18 protein-coding genes and 1 tRNA gene are annotated in these 15,974 nt (G+C 64.7%); 13 read left to right on the top strand and 6 right to left on the bottom strand.

The annotated features are described in order from the left end of the window. The first annotated feature begins 19 nt into the window (after positions 1 to 19). The 6 genes from CLN94_RS04995 (at position 20) to CLN94_RS13935 (ending at position 2,936) form a co-directional block, all read left to right on the top strand. Positions 20 to 826: a transglutaminase-like domain-containing protein gene (locus CLN94_RS04995; RefSeq protein ID WP_425439443.1), complete on the top strand. Its 807-nt coding sequence runs from the start codon at positions 20 to 22 to the stop codon at positions 824 to 826. Positions 827 to 1,040: 214 nt separating this feature from the next. Next, a complete protein-coding gene (locus CLN94_RS04990; protein ID WP_096431786.1) occupies positions 1,041 to 1,247 on the top strand; it encodes a cold-shock protein in 207 nt (68 codons plus the stop codon). A gap of 56 nt (positions 1,248 to 1,303) precedes the next feature. Next, on the top strand, positions 1,304 to 1,522 hold the full coding sequence (locus CLN94_RS04985) for a hypothetical protein (protein ID WP_096431784.1): 219 nt from the start codon (positions 1,304 to 1,306) through the stop codon (positions 1,520 to 1,522). A 66-nt stretch (positions 1,523 to 1,588) separates the two neighbouring features. Then, a complete protein-coding gene (locus CLN94_RS13940) occupies positions 1,589 to 1,750 on the top strand; it encodes a hypothetical protein (RefSeq protein WP_179300235.1) in 162 nt (53 codons plus the stop codon). 830 nt (positions 1,751 to 2,580) lie between these two features. Further along, on the top strand, positions 2,581 to 2,763 hold the full coding sequence (locus CLN94_RS04975; RefSeq protein WP_096431780.1) for a helix-turn-helix transcriptional regulator: 183 nt from the start codon (positions 2,581 to 2,583) through the stop codon (positions 2,761 to 2,763). Continuing rightward, on the top strand, positions 2,760 to 2,936 hold the full coding sequence (locus CLN94_RS13935) for a hypothetical protein (RefSeq protein WP_179300234.1): 177 nt from the start codon (positions 2,760 to 2,762) through the stop codon (positions 2,934 to 2,936). Before CLN94_RS04975 ends, CLN94_RS13935 begins: the two co-directional genes overlap by 4 nt. Before the next feature lie 552 nt (positions 2,937 to 3,488). On the opposite strand, the gene CLN94_RS13930 is transcribed toward CLN94_RS13935, so the two are convergent. Next, a complete protein-coding gene (locus CLN94_RS13930) occupies positions 3,489 to 4,187 on the bottom strand; it encodes a TIR domain-containing protein (protein ID WP_179300233.1) in 699 nt (232 codons plus the stop codon). A gap of 165 nt (positions 4,188 to 4,352) precedes the next feature. Continuing rightward, a tRNA-Ser gene (locus CLN94_RS04965) sits at positions 4,353 to 4,440 on the bottom strand. 240 nt (positions 4,441 to 4,680) lie between these two features. Here CLN94_RS04965 and CLN94_RS04960 point away from each other — a divergent pair. The 7 genes from CLN94_RS04960 to CLN94_RS04930 are packed head-to-tail and all read left to right on the top strand — an operon-like array spanning position 4,681 to position 11,106. Then, the gene (locus tag CLN94_RS04960; protein ID WP_096431778.1) at positions 4,681 to 5,610 is read left to right on the top strand and encodes an SPOR domain-containing protein; all 930 of its coding nucleotides are present in this window, start codon (positions 4,681 to 4,683) and stop codon (positions 5,608 to 5,610) included. 18 nt (positions 5,611 to 5,628) lie between these two features. After that, positions 5,629 to 6,795, top strand: a complete 1,167-nt coding sequence (locus CLN94_RS04955) for a D-alanyl-D-alanine carboxypeptidase family protein (protein WP_096431776.1) — start codon at positions 5,629 to 5,631, stop codon at positions 6,793 to 6,795. 4 nt (positions 6,796 to 6,799) lie between these two features. Further along, positions 6,800 to 7,411: a dTMP kinase gene (tmk, locus tag CLN94_RS04950; protein WP_096431774.1), complete on the top strand. Its 612-nt coding sequence runs from the start codon at positions 6,800 to 6,802 to the stop codon at positions 7,409 to 7,411. Continuing rightward, a complete protein-coding gene (locus CLN94_RS04945) occupies positions 7,408 to 8,535 on the top strand; it encodes a DNA polymerase III subunit delta' (RefSeq protein ID WP_096431772.1) in 1,128 nt (375 codons plus the stop codon). Before tmk ends, CLN94_RS04945 begins: the two co-directional genes overlap by 4 nt. 19 nt (positions 8,536 to 8,554) lie before the next feature. Further along, positions 8,555 to 9,361, top strand: a complete 807-nt coding sequence (locus CLN94_RS04940) for a TatD family hydrolase (RefSeq protein ID WP_096431770.1) — start codon at positions 8,555 to 8,557, stop codon at positions 9,359 to 9,361. Then, positions 9,358 to 10,158, top strand: coding sequence for an MBL fold metallo-hydrolase (locus CLN94_RS04935; RefSeq protein ID WP_096431768.1), 801 nt, complete (start codon positions 9,358 to 9,360; stop codon positions 10,156 to 10,158). Before CLN94_RS04940 ends, CLN94_RS04935 begins: the two co-directional genes overlap by 4 nt. Then, positions 10,159 to 11,106 carry an AEC family transporter gene (locus tag CLN94_RS04930; RefSeq protein WP_096431766.1) on the top strand — a complete coding sequence of 316 codons (948 nt, stop codon included), beginning with the start codon at positions 10,159 to 10,161 and terminating at the stop codon, positions 11,104 to 11,106. A gap of 169 nt (positions 11,107 to 11,275) precedes the next feature. Here the strand turns inward: CLN94_RS04930 and CLN94_RS04925 are convergent, their stop codons facing one another. From CLN94_RS04925 to CLN94_RS04910, 4 genes are all read right to left on the bottom strand, one after another. Beyond that, entirely contained in the window at positions 11,276 to 12,235 is a 960-nt protein-coding gene (locus CLN94_RS04925) for an ABC transporter permease (RefSeq protein WP_096431764.1), read from the bottom strand. Between the two features lie 11 nt (positions 12,236 to 12,246). Next, positions 12,247 to 13,497, bottom strand: coding sequence for an ABC transporter permease (locus CLN94_RS04920; RefSeq protein WP_096431762.1), 1,251 nt, complete (start codon positions 13,495 to 13,497; stop codon positions 12,247 to 12,249). A 109-nt stretch (positions 13,498 to 13,606) separates the two neighbouring features. Then, on the bottom strand, positions 13,607 to 14,680 hold the full coding sequence (locus CLN94_RS04915; RefSeq protein ID WP_096432205.1) for an ABC transporter substrate-binding protein: 1,074 nt from the start codon (positions 14,678 to 14,680) through the stop codon (positions 13,607 to 13,609). 109 nt (positions 14,681 to 14,789) lie between these two features. Beyond that, positions 14,790 to 15,893 carry an ABC transporter ATP-binding protein gene (locus CLN94_RS04910; protein ID WP_096431760.1) on the bottom strand — a complete coding sequence of 368 codons (1,104 nt, stop codon included), beginning with the start codon at positions 15,891 to 15,893 and terminating at the stop codon, positions 14,790 to 14,792. Positions 15,894 to 15,974: the final 81 nt, after the last annotated feature.

Here is a 15,974-nt window from a genome sequence, read left to right as displayed (position 1 = left end):
TTCTATGACGGTCAATAACATCCGGATCAAGCTTGGTTGCCGGTTCAATCTGAGCCTGCCGCAGCCGACCCCGATGATCGCCCTGCTGAACGTGCATTTCTCGCGCGTGGGCGATCTGGAATTTCCCGACCATGTGCGAACCTGGCCGCCAGTACCAATGAACGCCTATCGCGACGGGTTCGGCAACTGGTGTACGCGCCTGGTCGCGCCGGCGGGTGACTTCAGCATCGGTACCGAGGGGGTGATCGGCGACAGCGGCCTGCCGGACGCGCAACCCCCAAAAGGCGGGCAGAGCCCGGTCGAGACCTTACCCGACGAGACGCTCGCTTTCCTTCTGGGCAGCCGCTACTGCGAGACGGACGTGCTTTCCGACGCCGCGTGGCGTCTGTTCGAGCATACCCCGCCTGGTCACGACCGGGTGCAGGCGATCTGCGATTTCGTGCATGGGCACATCCGCTTCGACTACCTCGCCGCGCGGTCGACACGCAGTGCCGCGCAGGCCTATGCCGAGGCTCAGGGCGTGTGCCGCGATTACGCGCACCTAGCGATCGCCTTTTGCCGCTGCATGAACATTCCCGCGCGGTATTGCACCGGGTATCTGGGCGACATCGGCATGCCGCCGCCTTATCCGCCGGGCGATTTCGCGGCCTGGATGGAGGTCTGGCTAGGTGGCCGCTGGTGGGTATTCGACCCGCGCAATAACGTGCCGCGCATCGGCCGCGTACTGGTCGCCCGGGGGCGCGATGCGGCCGATGTGCCGCTGATCCATTCCTTCGGTATGAACACACTGAGCGGCTTCGAGGTCTGGACCGATCAGATCGACTGAGCCGCGTAAAAGGCTCGGGCGAGGCCGGTCATCGGTGCGAAAATCCAGTGACGGGCCTTTTCCTTTGCCAAAGGCCGATAAACCGTATAGGGAGGGCGAGCTACGTTGTTCCCAACTGCATCTGTCTCCTTCTTCGGCTTCAGTCTGCCTTTTTGAATTGACTGGGCCAAGCCGCCGCATCTTGCGGGCGGTATTTATTTGAGGAGATCTCACGATGGCCAATGGCACCGTGAAATGGTTCAACACCACCAAAGGCTTCGGCTTCATCGAACCGAAAAACGGCGGGCGGGACATTTTTGTCCATATCTCGGCCCTCGAGCGCGCGGGTATCGCGCAGCTCAATGACGGCCAACCCGTCACCTACGAAGTCGAATCCGGCCGCGACGGCCGTGAATCCGCTTGCGATCTGAAAGTCGCCTGATCGGATCGATCCGGGATCCGGCCGCAATGGCCGGATCACTTGATCAAGGAGGCGTCATGCCCCGCAAGGACAAGACCAGCGGTTTCTTCCGCGAACTTGCTCAGGCGCCGTGCACGGCGCAGGAGCGCACCGATGCCGCCGTCAAGCTGATCCGCGAGACCGAGGCCGAGACCCGCGCAGATCTGACTGCGCAACTGCGCGCGGCCCGCATCGCGCACGAAGGGACTGGAGCGGTATCCGCCGCGCCACCCGCAAAGGCGAAAACGCGCGGCTGAGCGGTGCGACTTGCCATCAGACGATATTCCCGGGGGTTCTCTCCGGGATGTTACGGAGGGCCAAGCATGCCTGCCGACAAGATGCCTTCGGGCAAGACCCACGGGGCGCACAAGGCGCCCCCTCGGGAGGAAAATCCGGGCCTCGGCTGGGACGAATTCTTCCAGAGCCTCGTGACCGAGATATCCCCGGACCGGCGGCGCGCGCTGCCGCAGGGGATTCAGGAGTAGTGGCTTTCACCGCCTCGGCGGTGGGTATTCCCGGTGCGGCGACTGAGCGCGATAGGGCTCCACGTCGGGCCGATCTGTGTTCGTCGAACCACGCACCGGGAGGTGGAGCGGCAGGGGGAATTCCCTGCCGTTTCGCTTTTCACAGGCCCCCCGGGCCGGGGCGAGCCGAGCAATCTGCGCACTCTGTCATGCGTGACAAATGTTTGCTTTACGGCAGAGGCGACAGGGGCCGCGCTACGTCTGGAATGTTGCGTTCGCATAGCCCACCAGCTCTTGCCGCATTGCCCATGAACGTCGGCTTCGGGCCGAAGCCGGACTTCCGCTCTCTCGGCAATAGGCACTACGAACCCAAGCTTCAGCTAGGCCCCCTTCCTGCTCTCGCGATCATCGCTTGGCTAAGCGTCACCGAACCGCCTCACTTAATTAGCTGGCAAAAAATTCTCCCGCAGGACACCAACGCTGAATTTTATTTTCCTTATTAATATCAATATACTAAACAGCAATCCGGCATACTCTCAACCTCGCCAGCCCTTAGATTTCAAAGCCCCCCTCGATTTTCTTGATTTTCCTAGCCTAGACCCCACACAGCCGCCACCAATACTCTGATAAAGCTACGGTTTATGCCTCCCCGCCCGGCCCTTTGACACATCGGAATCACCTGTGCTTTGTGGGCCTTGCGCGGTGCTTATCGGCGGTAGGCGGCGCGTGTCGGACGGGGTGTGAGCACCCCGGGCGGCGGGACTTCAGGCGTGGCCCTTCCCCTTCTCAGTACTGCCAGAAACACCCCGCGCTCAAATGGGCTTGGCGCGGGAACAGGAAAGGTTTGCCCGATGAATGAACGCATTTTCCGTCGCCCCGATGTGGAACAGATGGTGGGGCTCTCGCGCTCGACGCTTTACGCGATGATGGCCGAAGGGTCGTTCCCGAAGCCCCTGCGGCTTGGCAAGCGCGCCGTTGGCTGGCGCGAGCGCGACCTGCGGCAATGGCTCGACAGCCGCCACGGGGAGGTGTGAGCCATGAAGATGGAACGCATTGCCTTGCCGATCCAGCGCCGCGACGCCGCGCATCGGGAATCCGCGCCGAAGCGGAAGCCGGTTCGCTGGACCGGATCGACATGCTCGGTGAGAGCGGTGACGGCGGCGTGCTGCGGTGCCTGCGTCGGTGGGAAGAGGAAGGCTTGTGCTGACTGACGAACCCACATGGCTGGTGGCATGGCGCGAGGGGCGTGCACCGTCCCAAGCCGCGGCACAGCCGAGCGCACAGCGGCTGGCCGGGGTGTGCCAAGGGGATAGCACCCCCAAGCGCAAGGCAGCACCCACACGCGACCCCTGTGCCCCGAAGCTCAATTACCTCGGTATGGAGGAACCTCAGCAATGGAAGTGGGATGGAGGGGTGCGGCGCGAAGCCGTGCGCGACCATGACCACAACCCGCCCCGCATCGTCCGCATGGTCGGCTGGCGCGTGTGCATGAAGTGCTCGACGCCATTCTTCTCTGACGATGTGGTCAGGGTGAGGATGTGCAACGGGTGCAAGACCCCACCCGAGGGGTCACGTCGAAACCCTTAGCCGCTGCGTCAGGAGATGGCACAAGCAGCGGCACGCGGTCTCGCCAACCGCGCGTCCCATAGGAAACCGTCGGACGTAAAACAAACGGAACCAGTCGAACACGGCTTCTCCTTGCTGTGCGAACCGGCAGGCGCCCTGTGCCGAAGACGGTGCAGGGCGCTTCCCCGTCAGACTAGACGTTGGCGAGTGAAATTGGGTAGCCCTGCGCCTGCATCTCCTTAGCGAGCAGAAGCCCAGCTTCCTTTTGGAGGTTGTCCTTATAGGGGATGTAGATCAGCCCCTGAATGTCGGAGGGGCGTTCCATATTGTCCTGCTGCTTCATCAAGATCGCCACCCTTTTTCGTCCGAGCAGGGTGAGCATCATGCCAAGTTCCATGACAACGTTTTGCCGAGCGCGATAAGCCTTCTCATCCTCGTGCCCTGCCCGATGACCTTCATCGTCTGGTGTAGCCAACACCACAGCAAAATTCACTCCTGCGATGGTTGTTTCAAGCTTCTCGATGATGGTCTGTCCTTCGGACGGAAGCTGGTCCAAAATCAGCGGTTCCAGCTTCCACCGGCGGAGCATGGCTTCCAGCTCAGTTCGGGCAGCATTGTCATGCCCGTAGACGACGAACACCTTGCTCAAGACCGGTTTCGCCACTGCGGCACCGCCATTCACTGCAACAGCTTGCGGTGCAGGCACACCCAAACATTCCTTGACTGGATCTTGGTTCTTGCCCTGAACGTTGAACTTGCCGGTGTGATAGCTGTTGACGATAGCTCCACTTTGCAACCTGAGTTGGGTTCCGGTCCCATTGGCTAGGTCGGACTCCTGAATAATCTCGAGTCCAGCAGCCTGTAGGCACGCCTTAATTTGTTCCAAGTTCAATGAATCGACTCCCGACCGTCAATGGATGCCGCCGGCACCAGCTACAAATCCGCTACATGCTAACCGCACTGACCGAATCCCGCCACCCTGAACCGCCAGCATGTAGCAAGCTTGTAGCGGAGTAGCGGCGAGAGGCGTGAACTATTGTTAAGTGGCTGTTTTTATTGGCGGAAGGGGTGGGATTCGAACCCACGGATGCTTGCGCATCGGCGGTTTTCAAGACCGCTGCAATCGACCACTCTGCCACCCTTCCACAATACTCCTGCACAAGTTTTCAAGACCGGTGCATTAAACCACTCTGCCACTCCTCCGACGCGGGCAGGGCTAGACCAGTTCACGCGATTCTGAAAGCCTCGGGCGCGCTGATTTCCGCCACGCGGGCAGCGGGCGCTTTCCTTGCGCGGCGTCACGCGGTAATAATTTGTCGCAAAGGTGGCCGCGGGCCGCCCGGGCAGGTCAGACGCGGGGCGCACCCGCGCAGGGAAGGGGCAACATGGCAGAACGTTTCGGCAAGTCGTTGATCCGCACAGGTGGGCTTTTGCTGGCCCTGACGAGCGTCACCGCGCTCTCGGCCTGTCAGGACGGCGAAGGGTTTTCGCTGCTCAAGGGCAAGCCCGCGGGTGAGGAAAGTGCCGCCGCCGAACGCGCCGGTGAAGTCATCGAACGCGATGTCGAGGCCCCCGAGGTGTTCTCGGTCAACGAAGACGGCCTGTGGGACGGGCGTCCCTCGCTGGGCGGGGTCTGGGTCGCGCATCCGAGCGTGAAAGACCCCGAGCGCGTGATGATCCGCAACCCCGCCAACGGCCAGTCGGTGATCGGCGCGCTGTTCCGGCGCGAACGCGACAACCCCGGCCCGAAACTGCAGATCTCGTCGGATGCCGCCGAGGCGCTTGGCGTTCTGGCCGGCGCGCCGAGCACGCTTGAAGTGGTAGCGCTGCGCCGCGAGACCGTCGAGATCGCCCCGCCCGAACCCGAACCGCTGGTCGAGGGCATGGTACTGGCCGAGCCCGAGCCGATCGAAAGCGGTAATATCGACGCCGTGACCGCCGCCGCAGACAAAGCGCTGAGCGAGATCGAAACCCGGCCGCTGCCGAAGCCCGGCAAAACCGCCGAGGCCCCCAAGCCTGCGCCCGTCGAGGCCGCTCCTGCCGCCGCGACGACCACCAAGCCGAGCGCGCCCAAGGTGACCTCCGACAAGATGTATGTCCAACTCGGGATTTTCTCTGTCGAGGCCAATGCCAAGGGCGTGGTCGCACAGATGTCCAAGGAAGGCATCATCGCCACGATCAAGAAAGAGGAAAGCAAGGGCAAGACCTTCTGGCGTGTCCTTGCCGGCCCCGCCGCCTCGAGCCCCGACCGCGCCGCGCTGCTGAAAAAAGTTCAGTCGCTCGGCTATACCGACGCTTACGCCGTATCGAAATAAGAGAGACACCCCGGACCGATGCCGTTCCTGACGCGCCTGATCGCCGCCTTCGCCCTTGCCCTGCTGGCCGCCCTGCCCGCCCGTGCCTTCGACACGCGCGCCTCGGCGGCCTGGGTCTATGACCTGACCACGCAGACCGTGCTGCTGGAGAAGAACGCCGATATTCCGCTGCCGCCCGCCTCGATGTCGAAGCTGATGACGGTGAACCTGCTGTTCGAAGCCCTCGCCGAAGGCCGGGTCACGCCCGACACCACCTTTGCCGTCACGCCCAAGGCGCAGGCGATGGGGGGCTCGACGATGTTCCTCAACACCACCGACCGGCCGACCGTGGACGAACTGCTGCACGGCATCATCGTGAACTCGGGCAATGACGCCTGCGTGGTGGTGGCCGAGGGGCTTGCCGGCTCGGAAGATGCGTTTGCCCGGATGATGACCGAACGCGCCCGCGCGCTTGGCATGAACAACTCGATGTTCGCCAATGCCTCGGGCTGGCCGCATCCGGGTCAGCGGATGTCGATGCATGACCTCGGCATCCTCGCCGCACGGCTGATCGAGAAATTCCCGACCTACTACCCGCTCTTTGCCACCACCCATTACAATTACAAAGACCGCGCCCCGGCGAATGCCAATAACCGCAACCCGCTGCTCAAGATCGCGGCGGCCGACTGGCATGCGGACGGGCTCAAGACCGGACATACCGAAGAGGCGGGCTACGGGCTGGTCGGCTCGGCGGTGATGGGCGAGCGCCGCATCGTCTTCGTGATCTCGGGGCTGGGCTCCGAGGCCGAGCGCGCGCAAGAGGCCGAGGCCATCGCGAACTGGGCGTTTCGTCAGTTCGTGATCAAGGACCTCGTCGCCAAGGGCACCCGGCTGGCCGAAGCGCCGGTCTGGCTTGGCGATGCGAAAACCGTGGGCCTCGTGCCTGCCGAAGACATCCGCCAACTCCTGCCCGCGGGCGCGCAGGACGGGATGAAGGCCGAGGTGATCTTCAAAGGGCCCATCCAGGCGCCGATCACGGCAGGCAGCGAAATCGCCGAGCTGGTGCTGACCGTGCCGGGCCTCGATGCGCCGCGCCGCTTTCCGCTCGTCGCCGAAACCGACGTGGCCGCTGGCGGCTTCGTGACCCGCGTCACCACCGCCGCCCAACGCCTGTTGCAGCAGGCCCTGAACGCCGCGGGCGCCTGATCGCATGTTCATCAGCTTCGAGGGCATAGACGGGTCCGGCAAATCCACGCAGGCCCGCGTGCTGGCCGAAGCGCTGCGCGCCGAGGGGCGCGATGTGGTGCTGACACGCGAACCCGGCGGTTCGCCCGGCGCCGAGGAAATCCGCCGCCTCGTCCTCGAAGGCGACCCCGACCGCTGGTCGGCGGAAACCGAGCTTTTGCTGTTCACCGCCGCGCGCCGCGACCATTGCGAGCGCCTGATCGAGCCCGCTCTGGCCGCCGGCAAGATCGTGATCTGCGACCGCTTTGCCGATTCCACGCGGATGTATCAGGGCCTCTCGCGGGGCAACCTGCGCCCGCAGGTGGATGCGCTCCACAAAATGATGATCGGGCGCGAACCCGACCTGACCTTCCTCGTGGATATCGACGCCGAAACCGGCCTCGCGCGCGCCAAGGGGCGGCAGGGCCCCGAGGAACGGTTCGAGGATTTCGGTCTCGCGCTGCAGCAAAAGATGCGCGCGGGGTTCCTCGCGCTGGCCCGCGAATTCGCCCCGCGCTTTCGCGTGATTGACGGCGCCCGCCCACCCGAGGCAATCGCGGCCGAGATCCTCGCCCAGACACGGGCCGCGCTGGCATGAGCGATCCGGCCGATTTCCCCGATCCCACACAGGTCGAAGGCGCGCCGCACCCGCGCGACACCGCGCATCTGATCGGGCAAGCCCGCGCCGAGGCCGATTTTCTGGACGCCTTCACCTCGGGGCGGATGCATCACGCCTGGATGCTTGCCGGGCCGCAGGGCGTCGGCAAGGCGACGCTCGCCTGGCGCATCGCGCGGTTTCTGCTGACCCGCCCGCGCGAGGACGAGGGCGACAGCCTGTTCGGCGCACCGCCCCCCCCGACAAGCCTCGACACCGACCCCGAGCACCCCGTCTGCCGGCGTATGCGCGCGGGCTCCGAGGCCTCGGTCTTCGTGCTCAAGCGCGGGCTGAACGACCGCCAGAACGCGGTGACGCAAGACATCCGCGTGGGCGAAGTGCGCAAGCTCTCGAACTTCCTGCACCTCTCGGCAGCCGAAGGCGGACGGCGCGTGGTGATCGTGGATGCCGCCGACGAGATGAACGTGCAAGCGGCGAACGCGCTGCTGAAACTGCTCGAGGAACCCCCCGCGAACGTGACCTTCCTTTTGGTCACGCATCAACCCGCGCGGCTCTTGCCGACGATCCGCTCGCGCTGCCGCGAATTGCGGCTGGGCACGCTGGCGCCCGAAGAGATGGCCGAAGCCCTCGCGGCTGCCGAAGGCGCGCCCCCCGAGGCCGATCCCGCCGCGCTTGCCGCGCTTTCGGGCGGCTCCGTGGGCGAGGCGATCCGGCTGATCAACCTTGGCGGGCTCGACAGCTACACGCGGCTTGTCGCGCTGTTTTCCACCCTGCCCCGGCTGGACCGGCTGGCCGCAATCGCGCTGGCCGAAAGCGCCACCGGCAAGGGCAACGAGGCGCGGCTCGACCTGCAGCTGCACCTGATCGAGCTGTTCCTCGCGCGGCTGGCGCGCGCGGGCGTCGCAGGCCCGCCCCCCGCCGAGGCTGCACCCGGCGAGAGCCAGCTGTTCGCGCGCCTCGCCCCCGACGAGTTCGCGGCGATGAAATGGGCAGGGCTGCACCAGACCTTGGGCGCGCGCGCGCGCCATGCGCGGGCGGTCAACCTTGACCCCGCCGCGCTGGTCATGGATATGGTTCTGGAGATCACGGCGGCCGCCTCCCCCTGAGCCGCCTAAAGGAGATCCGATGACCGATCAGCCCCGGATCGTGGACAGCCACTGCCACCTCGATTTCCCCGATTTCGAGGGGGAACTGCCCGATGTCATCGCCCGCGCCCGCGCCGCTGGCGTCACCCGCATGGTCACGATCTGCACGCGGCTGCGCAACGAACCCACCGTGCGCGCCATCGCCGATGCCTACCCCGAGGTGTTCTATGCCGCGGGCACCCACCCGATGTCCGTCGCCGAAGAGCCGATGGCTACGGTCGAAGAACTGGTCGCGCTGGCCGCGCATCCGAAATTCGTCGGCATCGGCGAAACCGGGCTCGACTATCACTACACCGCCGACAGCGCCGAGGTGCAGCGCCGCTCGCTGCGCCTCCATATCGAGGCTGCGCAAGAAACCGGCCTGCCGCTGATCATCCATTCGCGCGCCGCCGACGAGGACATGGCCGCGATCCTGACCGAAGGCATGAAGGCGCGCCCCTTCGGCTGCGTCATGCATTGCTATTCCTCGGGGCCGGAACTGGCGCGTGTGGCGCTGGAGCTGGGGTTCTACCTGTCGATGTCGGGCATCGCGACCTTCCCGCGCAGCCAGGATGTGCGCGACATCTTTGCCGCCGCCCCGCTTGATCGCATCCTCGTCGAGACCGACGCGCCCTATCTGGCGCCCCCGCCCCATCGCGGCCGGCGCAACGAGCCCGCCTATACCGCGCTGACCGCACGCATCGGCGCCGAGGTCTTCGGCGTGAGCTACGAAGAGTTCGCCCGCGCCACCACCGCCAATTTCGACCGCCTGTTCGCCAAAACGACCCGCTGGGAGGCTGCCGCATGAGCGACCTGATCCGCTACACGATCCTTGGCTGCGGCTCGTCGGGCGGTGTGCCCCGGATCGGTGGCCATTGGGGCGAATGCAACCCGGACAACCCGAAGAACCGCCGCACGCGCTGCTCGATGCTGGTCGAGCGGATCGGCACCGAGGGCACGACCCGCGTGCTGATCGACACCTCGCCCGACCTGCGCGAACAGCTGCTGCGCGCCGAGGTCGGCGAACTGGATGCCGTCGTCTACACCCATTCCCACGCCGATCACGTGCACGGGCTCGATGACCTGCGCCAGATCGTCTTCACCATGCGCCGCCGCCTGCCGGTCTTTGCCGACAGCGACACGCAAGAGGCGCTGCTCAACCGCTTCGGCTATGCCTTCGTGCAGCCGCCGGACAGCAATTACCCCCCGATCTGCGACCTGAACTCGATCCGCGGCCCCTTCGCCATCGAGGGCGCAGGCGGGCCGATCCCGTTCCAGCCGATCGAGGTGCAGCACGGCAATATCGACGCGCTCGGCTTCCGGATCGGTGCGCTGGCCTATATCCCCGATGTGAACGAAATCCCCGAGGCTTCGTGGCCGCATCTGGCCGATCTCGATATCTTCGTGATCGACGCGCTGCGCCGCACGCCGCACCCGACGCACGCGCATCTGGCGCTGGCGCTCGAATGGATCGCGCGCGCCGCCCCGCGCGAGGCGGTCATCACTAACATGCATATCGACCTCGATTTCGACGATGTCGCGCGTGAAACGCCCGCGCATGTCCGCCCGGCCTTCGACGGTCTGGCCCTCGAACTGTCGCTGTAAATGAGCGCGCTGATCGACGTCATCCTGCCGGTCTTCCTCGTGATCGGTTTCGGATACGTGGTGGCCTGGCGCAAGCTGTTCTCGGAAAGCGCGGTCGACGGGCTGATGCGCTTTGCGCAGAATTTCGCGGTGCCGGTGCTTCTGGCGCGCTCGATCGGACGGCTGGACATTGGCGCGAGCTATGACATCGGGCTGATGGTCAGCTTCTACGCCGGCGCATTGATCTCTTTCGCGATTGGCATCGCAGGCGCGCGGGCACTGGGGCGCAACGGCCCCGACGCGGTGGCCATCGGCTTTGCCTGCCTGTTCTCGAACTCGCTGCTGCTCGGCGTGCCGATCACTGAGCGCGCCTATGGCGCGGACGCGCTGGCCGGGAACTTCGCGATCATCTCGATCCATTCTCCCCTGCTCTACACGATCGGCATCCTCGCGATGGAGGCCGTACGCAGCCACGGCACCGGCGCCGGGCTTGGCCGGGTCGGGATGAACGCACTGATCGGTGTGTTCCGCACGCCGCTGGTGCTGGGCATCCTTGCGGGCTTCGTGATCCAGGCGTTTACCGCGCTCACCGGCCATGACCTGCCCACCTCGCTCTGGGCGGCCATCGACATGATCGCACGCGCCGCCCTGCCTGCAGCCCTCTTCGGCCTTGGCGGCGTACTCTATCGCTACCGCCCCGAAGGCGACGGGCGCGCGATCACCATGGTCACCATGCTCTCGCTGATCCTGCACCCGGCCATCACCTACGCGCTGGGACGCTTCGGCTTTGCGCTTCCCACCGACGCGCTGCGCTCGGCCACGCTGACCGCCTCGATGGCGCCCGGCGTCAACGCCTATCTCTTCGCCAATCTCTACGGCGTAGGGCGCCGCGTCGCGGCCTCGGCAGTGCTGATCGCCACGGCCCTCTCGATCCTGACAATCTGGCTCTGGCTCGCGCTTTTGCCCTGAGCTGTGTGGTGGGGGCTTTGGCCGCATTCATCCCCGGAGTATTTTTGGCTCGATGAATGGGAAAGGGCGCCCCGGTTGTCTGGGGGCGCCCTTCTTCATTTTGCGGCAAGTATCCCGGGGGAGCGGGCCCGCTGGGCCCGCGGGGGCGGCGCCCCCTTTATTGCGGCCGTTATTGGGGGCTCATCCCGCGCAGGCGTTCCGAGCGGCGGCGCAAGAGTTCGACCGTGGTCAGCAGCGCGATCGAGATCACCACGAGGATCGTCGCCACGGCGAGGATCGCGGGGCTGATCTGTTCGCGGATACCGTTCCACATCTGGCGCGGGATCGTCTGCTGGTCGTGATCGGCGATGAACAGCACCGCGACCACCTCGTCGAAGGAGGTGACGAAGGCGAACAGCCCGCCCGAGATCACGCCCGGCATGATCAGCGGCATCTGCACCTTGAAGAAGGTCGTGCGCGGGTTCGCCCCGAGGCTCGCCGACGCGCGGACCAGCGACTGGTCGAAGCCGAAGAGCGTCGCGGTCACGGTGATGATCACGAAGGGAATGCCGAGCGCGGCATGGGCCAGGATGATCCCGAAATAGGAGCCCGCAAGCCGCACCCATTCGAAATGGAAGCCGCCCTCGAAGCTCGGGATCGGGAACTTCATCCACGAGTAGAAGAAGAACATCCCCGTCGCCGAGATGATGATCGGCACGATCATCGGCGAGATCAGCACCGCCATGATCTGCTTGCGATAGGGCATCTCGGGGCGGGTCAGGCCAAGCGCCGCGATGGTGCCGAGCGCGGTGGCGAGGATGGTCGAGAAGAAGCCGATGATGATCGAGTTCTTGGTCACCTGCATCCATTGCGCGTTCTGCCAGAAGTCCGACCAGAAGGCGGCGCCGCGTTCGCCCTCGGGGGCCTGCATGCCGAAGGTGACGAGCTTGTCGTACCAGCGCAGGCTATAGCCTTCGGGGTCGAGCGCGAGCATCTTGGAGGTGAAGGTGAAATAGGGCTCGGCGTTGAAGCTGAGCGGGATCACGATCAGGATCGGCGAGATCAGGAACAAAAAGATCAGACCGCAGATCACCAGATAGGTGTAATGCCAGGTCTTCTCGAGCGGGCTTGCGTAGGTGGGAAGCGCCATTGTCTCTCTCCTCAGCCGAGCTTCATCTTGTCGATGCCGACGAGCCGGTCGTAGATCCAGAAGAAGATCAGGACGATCGCCAGCAGCATCGCCGCGAGCGCGGCCGCCAGCGACCAGTTCAGCGACTTCTGCATGTGGAAGGCGATCATGTTCGAAATCATCTGCCCGTCGGCGCCGCCGACAAGGGCCGGGGTGATGTAGTAGCCCATCGCGAGGATGAACACCAAGAGCCCGCCCGCGCCGATCCCCGGCAGGGTCTGCGGCAGGTAGACGCGGCGAAACGCCGTCCAGCTGGTCGCGCCCAGGCTGCGCGCGGCGCGCACATAGCTCGGCGGGATCGTCTTCATCACCGAATACAGCGGCAGGATCGTGAAGGGCAGCAGGATATGCGTCATCGCGATGATCGTGCCGGTCTGGTTATACATCATCTGGATGCGCCCCTCGTCGTCGATCAGCCCGATGCCGACCAAGAGGTCATTGAGAACCCCCTGGCTTTGCAACAGCACCATCCACGAGGTCGTGCGCACCAGAAGCGAGGTCCAGAACGGCAGGAGCACCAGGATCATCAGGAGCATCGCCTTGCGCATCGGCAGCGTCGCCAGCAGATGCGCGATCGGGAAGCCCAGCAGCAGGCAGAGCGCGGTGATCTCGAGCGACAGGCTCAGCGTGCGCCAGAACAGCTTCTTGTAGATCGCCTGGCCTTCCTCGACCGCGACGATCGCGCCGGTCTCGTCGCGCGTCATGTCGAGCGCCGCGAGGTAGAAATCAATCGTGTAGGGGTTCGACGCCGAGCGCATCGCGCGCCACAGGTTCGGGTCGTCCCACTTCGGCTCGGCCGCGAGGATCGCCTCCTTGAAGGGCGCCTCCAGCTTGTCGGCCTTGCGCGCCGTCGAGGTGAACAGCGAGCGCGTGCCCGCCACATCGTAGTTGATCCGCGTGCCGGCCGAACCCGCCGTCTTCTCGGCTTTCATCAGCTTGAGGTCGGCGGCGAGCGCCGCATAGGCCGCCTCGTCGATCTCGGAGCCCTGCGGGTTCTCGTCGAACCAGGCGCTCAGCGCCGGAACCGCCGAGGAAAACGTGTCGTTATGCACCGATTGCAGCAGCATCTGGCCGATCGGAATGATGAACGAGATCAGGATGAACAGGAAAAGCGGCGCAACCAGCAGGAAGGCGCGGCGGCGGCGAACCGCCATCGAAGCCGCAAGCGCCGCCTTCAAAGGGCGCCCATCGGCCGTGGTCAATTGTGCAGTCGCGTCAGTCATGCGTGTCACCCCGGGTCTTCGGAACGGTCATGAGCGGCACCCGGCGCACGCGATCAGGCGTGCGGGTGCGGAGATGAGGGCGCCCGAAGGCGCCCTCAAAGGCTCGGTCTTAGCTGGCCAGCCAGGCGTTGAAGCGCTCGGAGAGCTCAACATCGTGGTCAGCCCAGAAGATCGGATCGGTGGCGATCACGTTCTTCATGTTTTCCGGGTTGGTGGGCATGTGCGGGCCCATCTCGGTCTTGCCATCCTGATACATGCCAACCAGCGGGGCCGAGGATTTGCGGGCCGGGCCGTAGGAGATGTATTTCGCCTGATCGGCCAGACGCTGGGTGTCGGTCGAGAACTTCAGGAACTCCATCGCACCTTCGAGGTTCGGGGCGCCCTTCGGAATGACCCAGAGGTCATAGTCGAGATACTGGCCGTCCCAGATGATGTCGAAGGGCTTGCCCTCGGCGATCATCGCGTTGAAGAAGCGGCCGTTATAGCCGTTGGTCATCACGACTTCGCCATCCGCCAGGAGCTGCGGCGGCTGTGCGCCGGCATCCCACCACACGACCGAGTCCTTGATCGTGTCGAGCTTGGCAAGCGCACGGTCGACGCCCTCGGGGGTGCCGAGCACGTCATAGACTTCGCCCGGTGCCACGCCATCGGCGACCAGCGCCATCTCCATCGAACGCTTGGCCGCTTTCAGCAGGCCGCGCTTGCCCGGGTATTTCTCGAGGTCGAAGAAATCGGCCAGGGTCGAGGGCGGGTTTTCCGGGAACTTGGTGGTGTCATAGGCAATCACGGTGCCCCAGACGATGTTCGCCACAGCGCAATCCTGCAGCGCGCCATCGACGAAGTCCTCGGTCGCGGGCGTGCCATCGGGCGCGGGCGGCAGGATCGCCGGGTCGATCGGCTCCAGCAGGCCCTCGTCGCACAGACGGATCGCGTCCGACAGTTCGACGTCGGCGAGGTCGATCGAGACGTTGCCGGCTTCGACCTGCGCCTTCAGCGGGGTCGCGGGGTTGTCGGCATCGATCGAGACGACCTTGATGCCCGTCAGTTGTTCGAAGGGCTTGTGGTAAGCCTCAACCTGGCTGACGGTATAGGCCCCGCCCCAGGACACCACGTTGATCTCATTGGCCGAGGCAGCGAAGCCGGTGGCCACGAGAGCCGTGGTCAGGATCATGGTTTTCTTCATCATTAACTCCCAGTTGGTAAGTTCGTCGTTTTCGACTTTGTCATATCCGGCTGTCGCCGGTTGGCCGCGTTTCGCGGCAGGCGACCGGCGAACCCGCCGGCCAGCTTTCTCACATCGGGTCGAGGGCGCGGGCATCCTGCGGATGCCAGCCGATCCGGATCTTTTCGCCGGGGTGGAGCTTGGTCTGCCCCAGCGTGTTGCGCGATTTCATCACGAAATCCTCGGTGCCCGCGACCCGCATCCGGGTCCGGAAAATGTCGCCCATATAGACGACCTCCAGCACCTCGGCGTCGATCATATGCGCGCCCGGAGGCATCATCTCGGGCTTGAACTCCACGCGCTCGGGGCGGATCGAGACCAGCGTCTCCTGTCCGACCTCGCGCACGTTGACCGGGGTCGCGTCGATCAGCTCGCCGGTTTGCAGCCGCACCGTGCAGGTCTCGCCATCCAGCGTCTCGACCTTGCCCGGCAGCTTGTTGTTCTCGCCGATGAACTGCGCCACGAAGGAGTTCTTCGGCCGTTCATAAAGCTCGTCCGGCGGTGCCAGCTGCTGGATGCGCCCGTCGTTGAACACCGCCACGCGGTCCGACATCGTAAGCGCCTCGCCCTGATCGTGGGTCACATAGACCACGGTGATGCCGAGGCTTTCGTGCAGCGCCTTGATCTCGAACTGCATATGCTCGCGCAGCTGCTTGTCGAGCGCGCCCAGAGGCTCGTCCATCAGGACCAGCTTCGGGTCGAAGACCAGCGCGCGCGCCAGGGCGATCCGCTGCTGCTGGCCGCCCGAAAGCTGCGCCGGGCGACGGTTGGCGAAAGCCCCCATCTGCACCATGTCCAGCGCGCGCTTGACCTTTTCTTCGCGCTCCGACTTGCCCATGCCGCGCACTTCGAGCGGGAAGGCGAGGTTCTCGCCCACCGTCATATGCGGGAACAGCGCGTAGTTCTGGAACACCATCCCGATCCCGCGCTTGTGCGGCGGCATGTCGTTGATGTTGTTGCCATCCAGCAAGATCTTGCCATTCGTCGCGGTCTCGAACCCCGCCAGCATCATCAGGCAGGTCGTCTTGCCGGAGCCAGACGGGCCGAGCATGGTCAGAAATTCACCTTTGCCGATCGAAAGATTAAGATCCTTCACGACCAGCGTTTCGCCATCGTAGCTTTTCTGCACGTGGTCAAATACGACGAATCCTTCGCCGTTTGTTGCAGTTGTCACTTCGGGCTCCCTGTCATTTATCGTTGGTTATTCCCGTAGGGGTGACTAGAGCAACTGGGCTCCCTGAGTTCAACCCGTTTT

The sequence above is a fragment of the Pseudothioclava arenosa genome (assembly GCF_002358085.1).
Classification (GTDB): domain Bacteria; phylum Pseudomonadota; class Alphaproteobacteria; order Rhodobacterales; family Rhodobacteraceae; genus Pseudothioclava; species Pseudothioclava arenosa.
Note: the sequence above shows the minus strand (reverse complement) of the source record. Positions and strands in the feature narration are given on the sequence as shown.

Coding starts and splice junctions, on each gene's coding strand:
- CLN94_RS04925 (WP_096431764.1), bottom strand. CDS start 12,235: ATGGCGCTTCCCACCTACGCAAGCCCGCTCGAGAAGACCTGGCATTAC.
- CLN94_RS13940 (WP_179300235.1), top strand. CDS start 1,589: ATGCCTGCCGACAAGATGCCTTCGGGCAAGACCCACGGGGCGCACAAG.
- CLN94_RS04960 (WP_096431778.1), top strand. CDS start 4,681: ATGGCAGAACGTTTCGGCAAGTCGTTGATCCGCACAGGTGGGCTTTTG.
- CLN94_RS04955 (WP_096431776.1), top strand. CDS start 5,629: ATGCCGTTCCTGACGCGCCTGATCGCCGCCTTCGCCCTTGCCCTGCTG.
- tmk (WP_096431774.1), top strand. CDS start 6,800: ATGTTCATCAGCTTCGAGGGCATAGACGGGTCCGGCAAATCCACGCAG.
- CLN94_RS04935 (WP_096431768.1), top strand. CDS start 9,358: ATGAGCGACCTGATCCGCTACACGATCCTTGGCTGCGGCTCGTCGGGC.
- CLN94_RS04985 (WP_096431784.1), top strand. CDS start 1,304: ATGCCCCGCAAGGACAAGACCAGCGGTTTCTTCCGCGAACTTGCTCAG.
- CLN94_RS04945 (WP_096431772.1), top strand. CDS start 7,408: ATGAGCGATCCGGCCGATTTCCCCGATCCCACACAGGTCGAAGGCGCG.
- CLN94_RS04990 (WP_096431786.1), top strand. CDS start 1,041: ATGGCCAATGGCACCGTGAAATGGTTCAACACCACCAAAGGCTTCGGC.
- CLN94_RS04975 (WP_096431780.1), top strand. CDS start 2,581: ATGAATGAACGCATTTTCCGTCGCCCCGATGTGGAACAGATGGTGGGG.
- CLN94_RS04940 (WP_096431770.1), top strand. CDS start 8,555: ATGACCGATCAGCCCCGGATCGTGGACAGCCACTGCCACCTCGATTTC.
- CLN94_RS04930 (WP_096431766.1), top strand. CDS start 10,159: ATGAGCGCGCTGATCGACGTCATCCTGCCGGTCTTCCTCGTGATCGGT.
- CLN94_RS04915 (WP_096432205.1), bottom strand. CDS start 14,680: ATGAAGAAAACCATGATCCTGACCACGGCTCTCGTGGCCACCGGCTTC.
- CLN94_RS04920 (WP_096431762.1), bottom strand. CDS start 13,497: ATGACTGACGCGACTGCACAATTGACCACGGCCGATGGGCGCCCTTTG.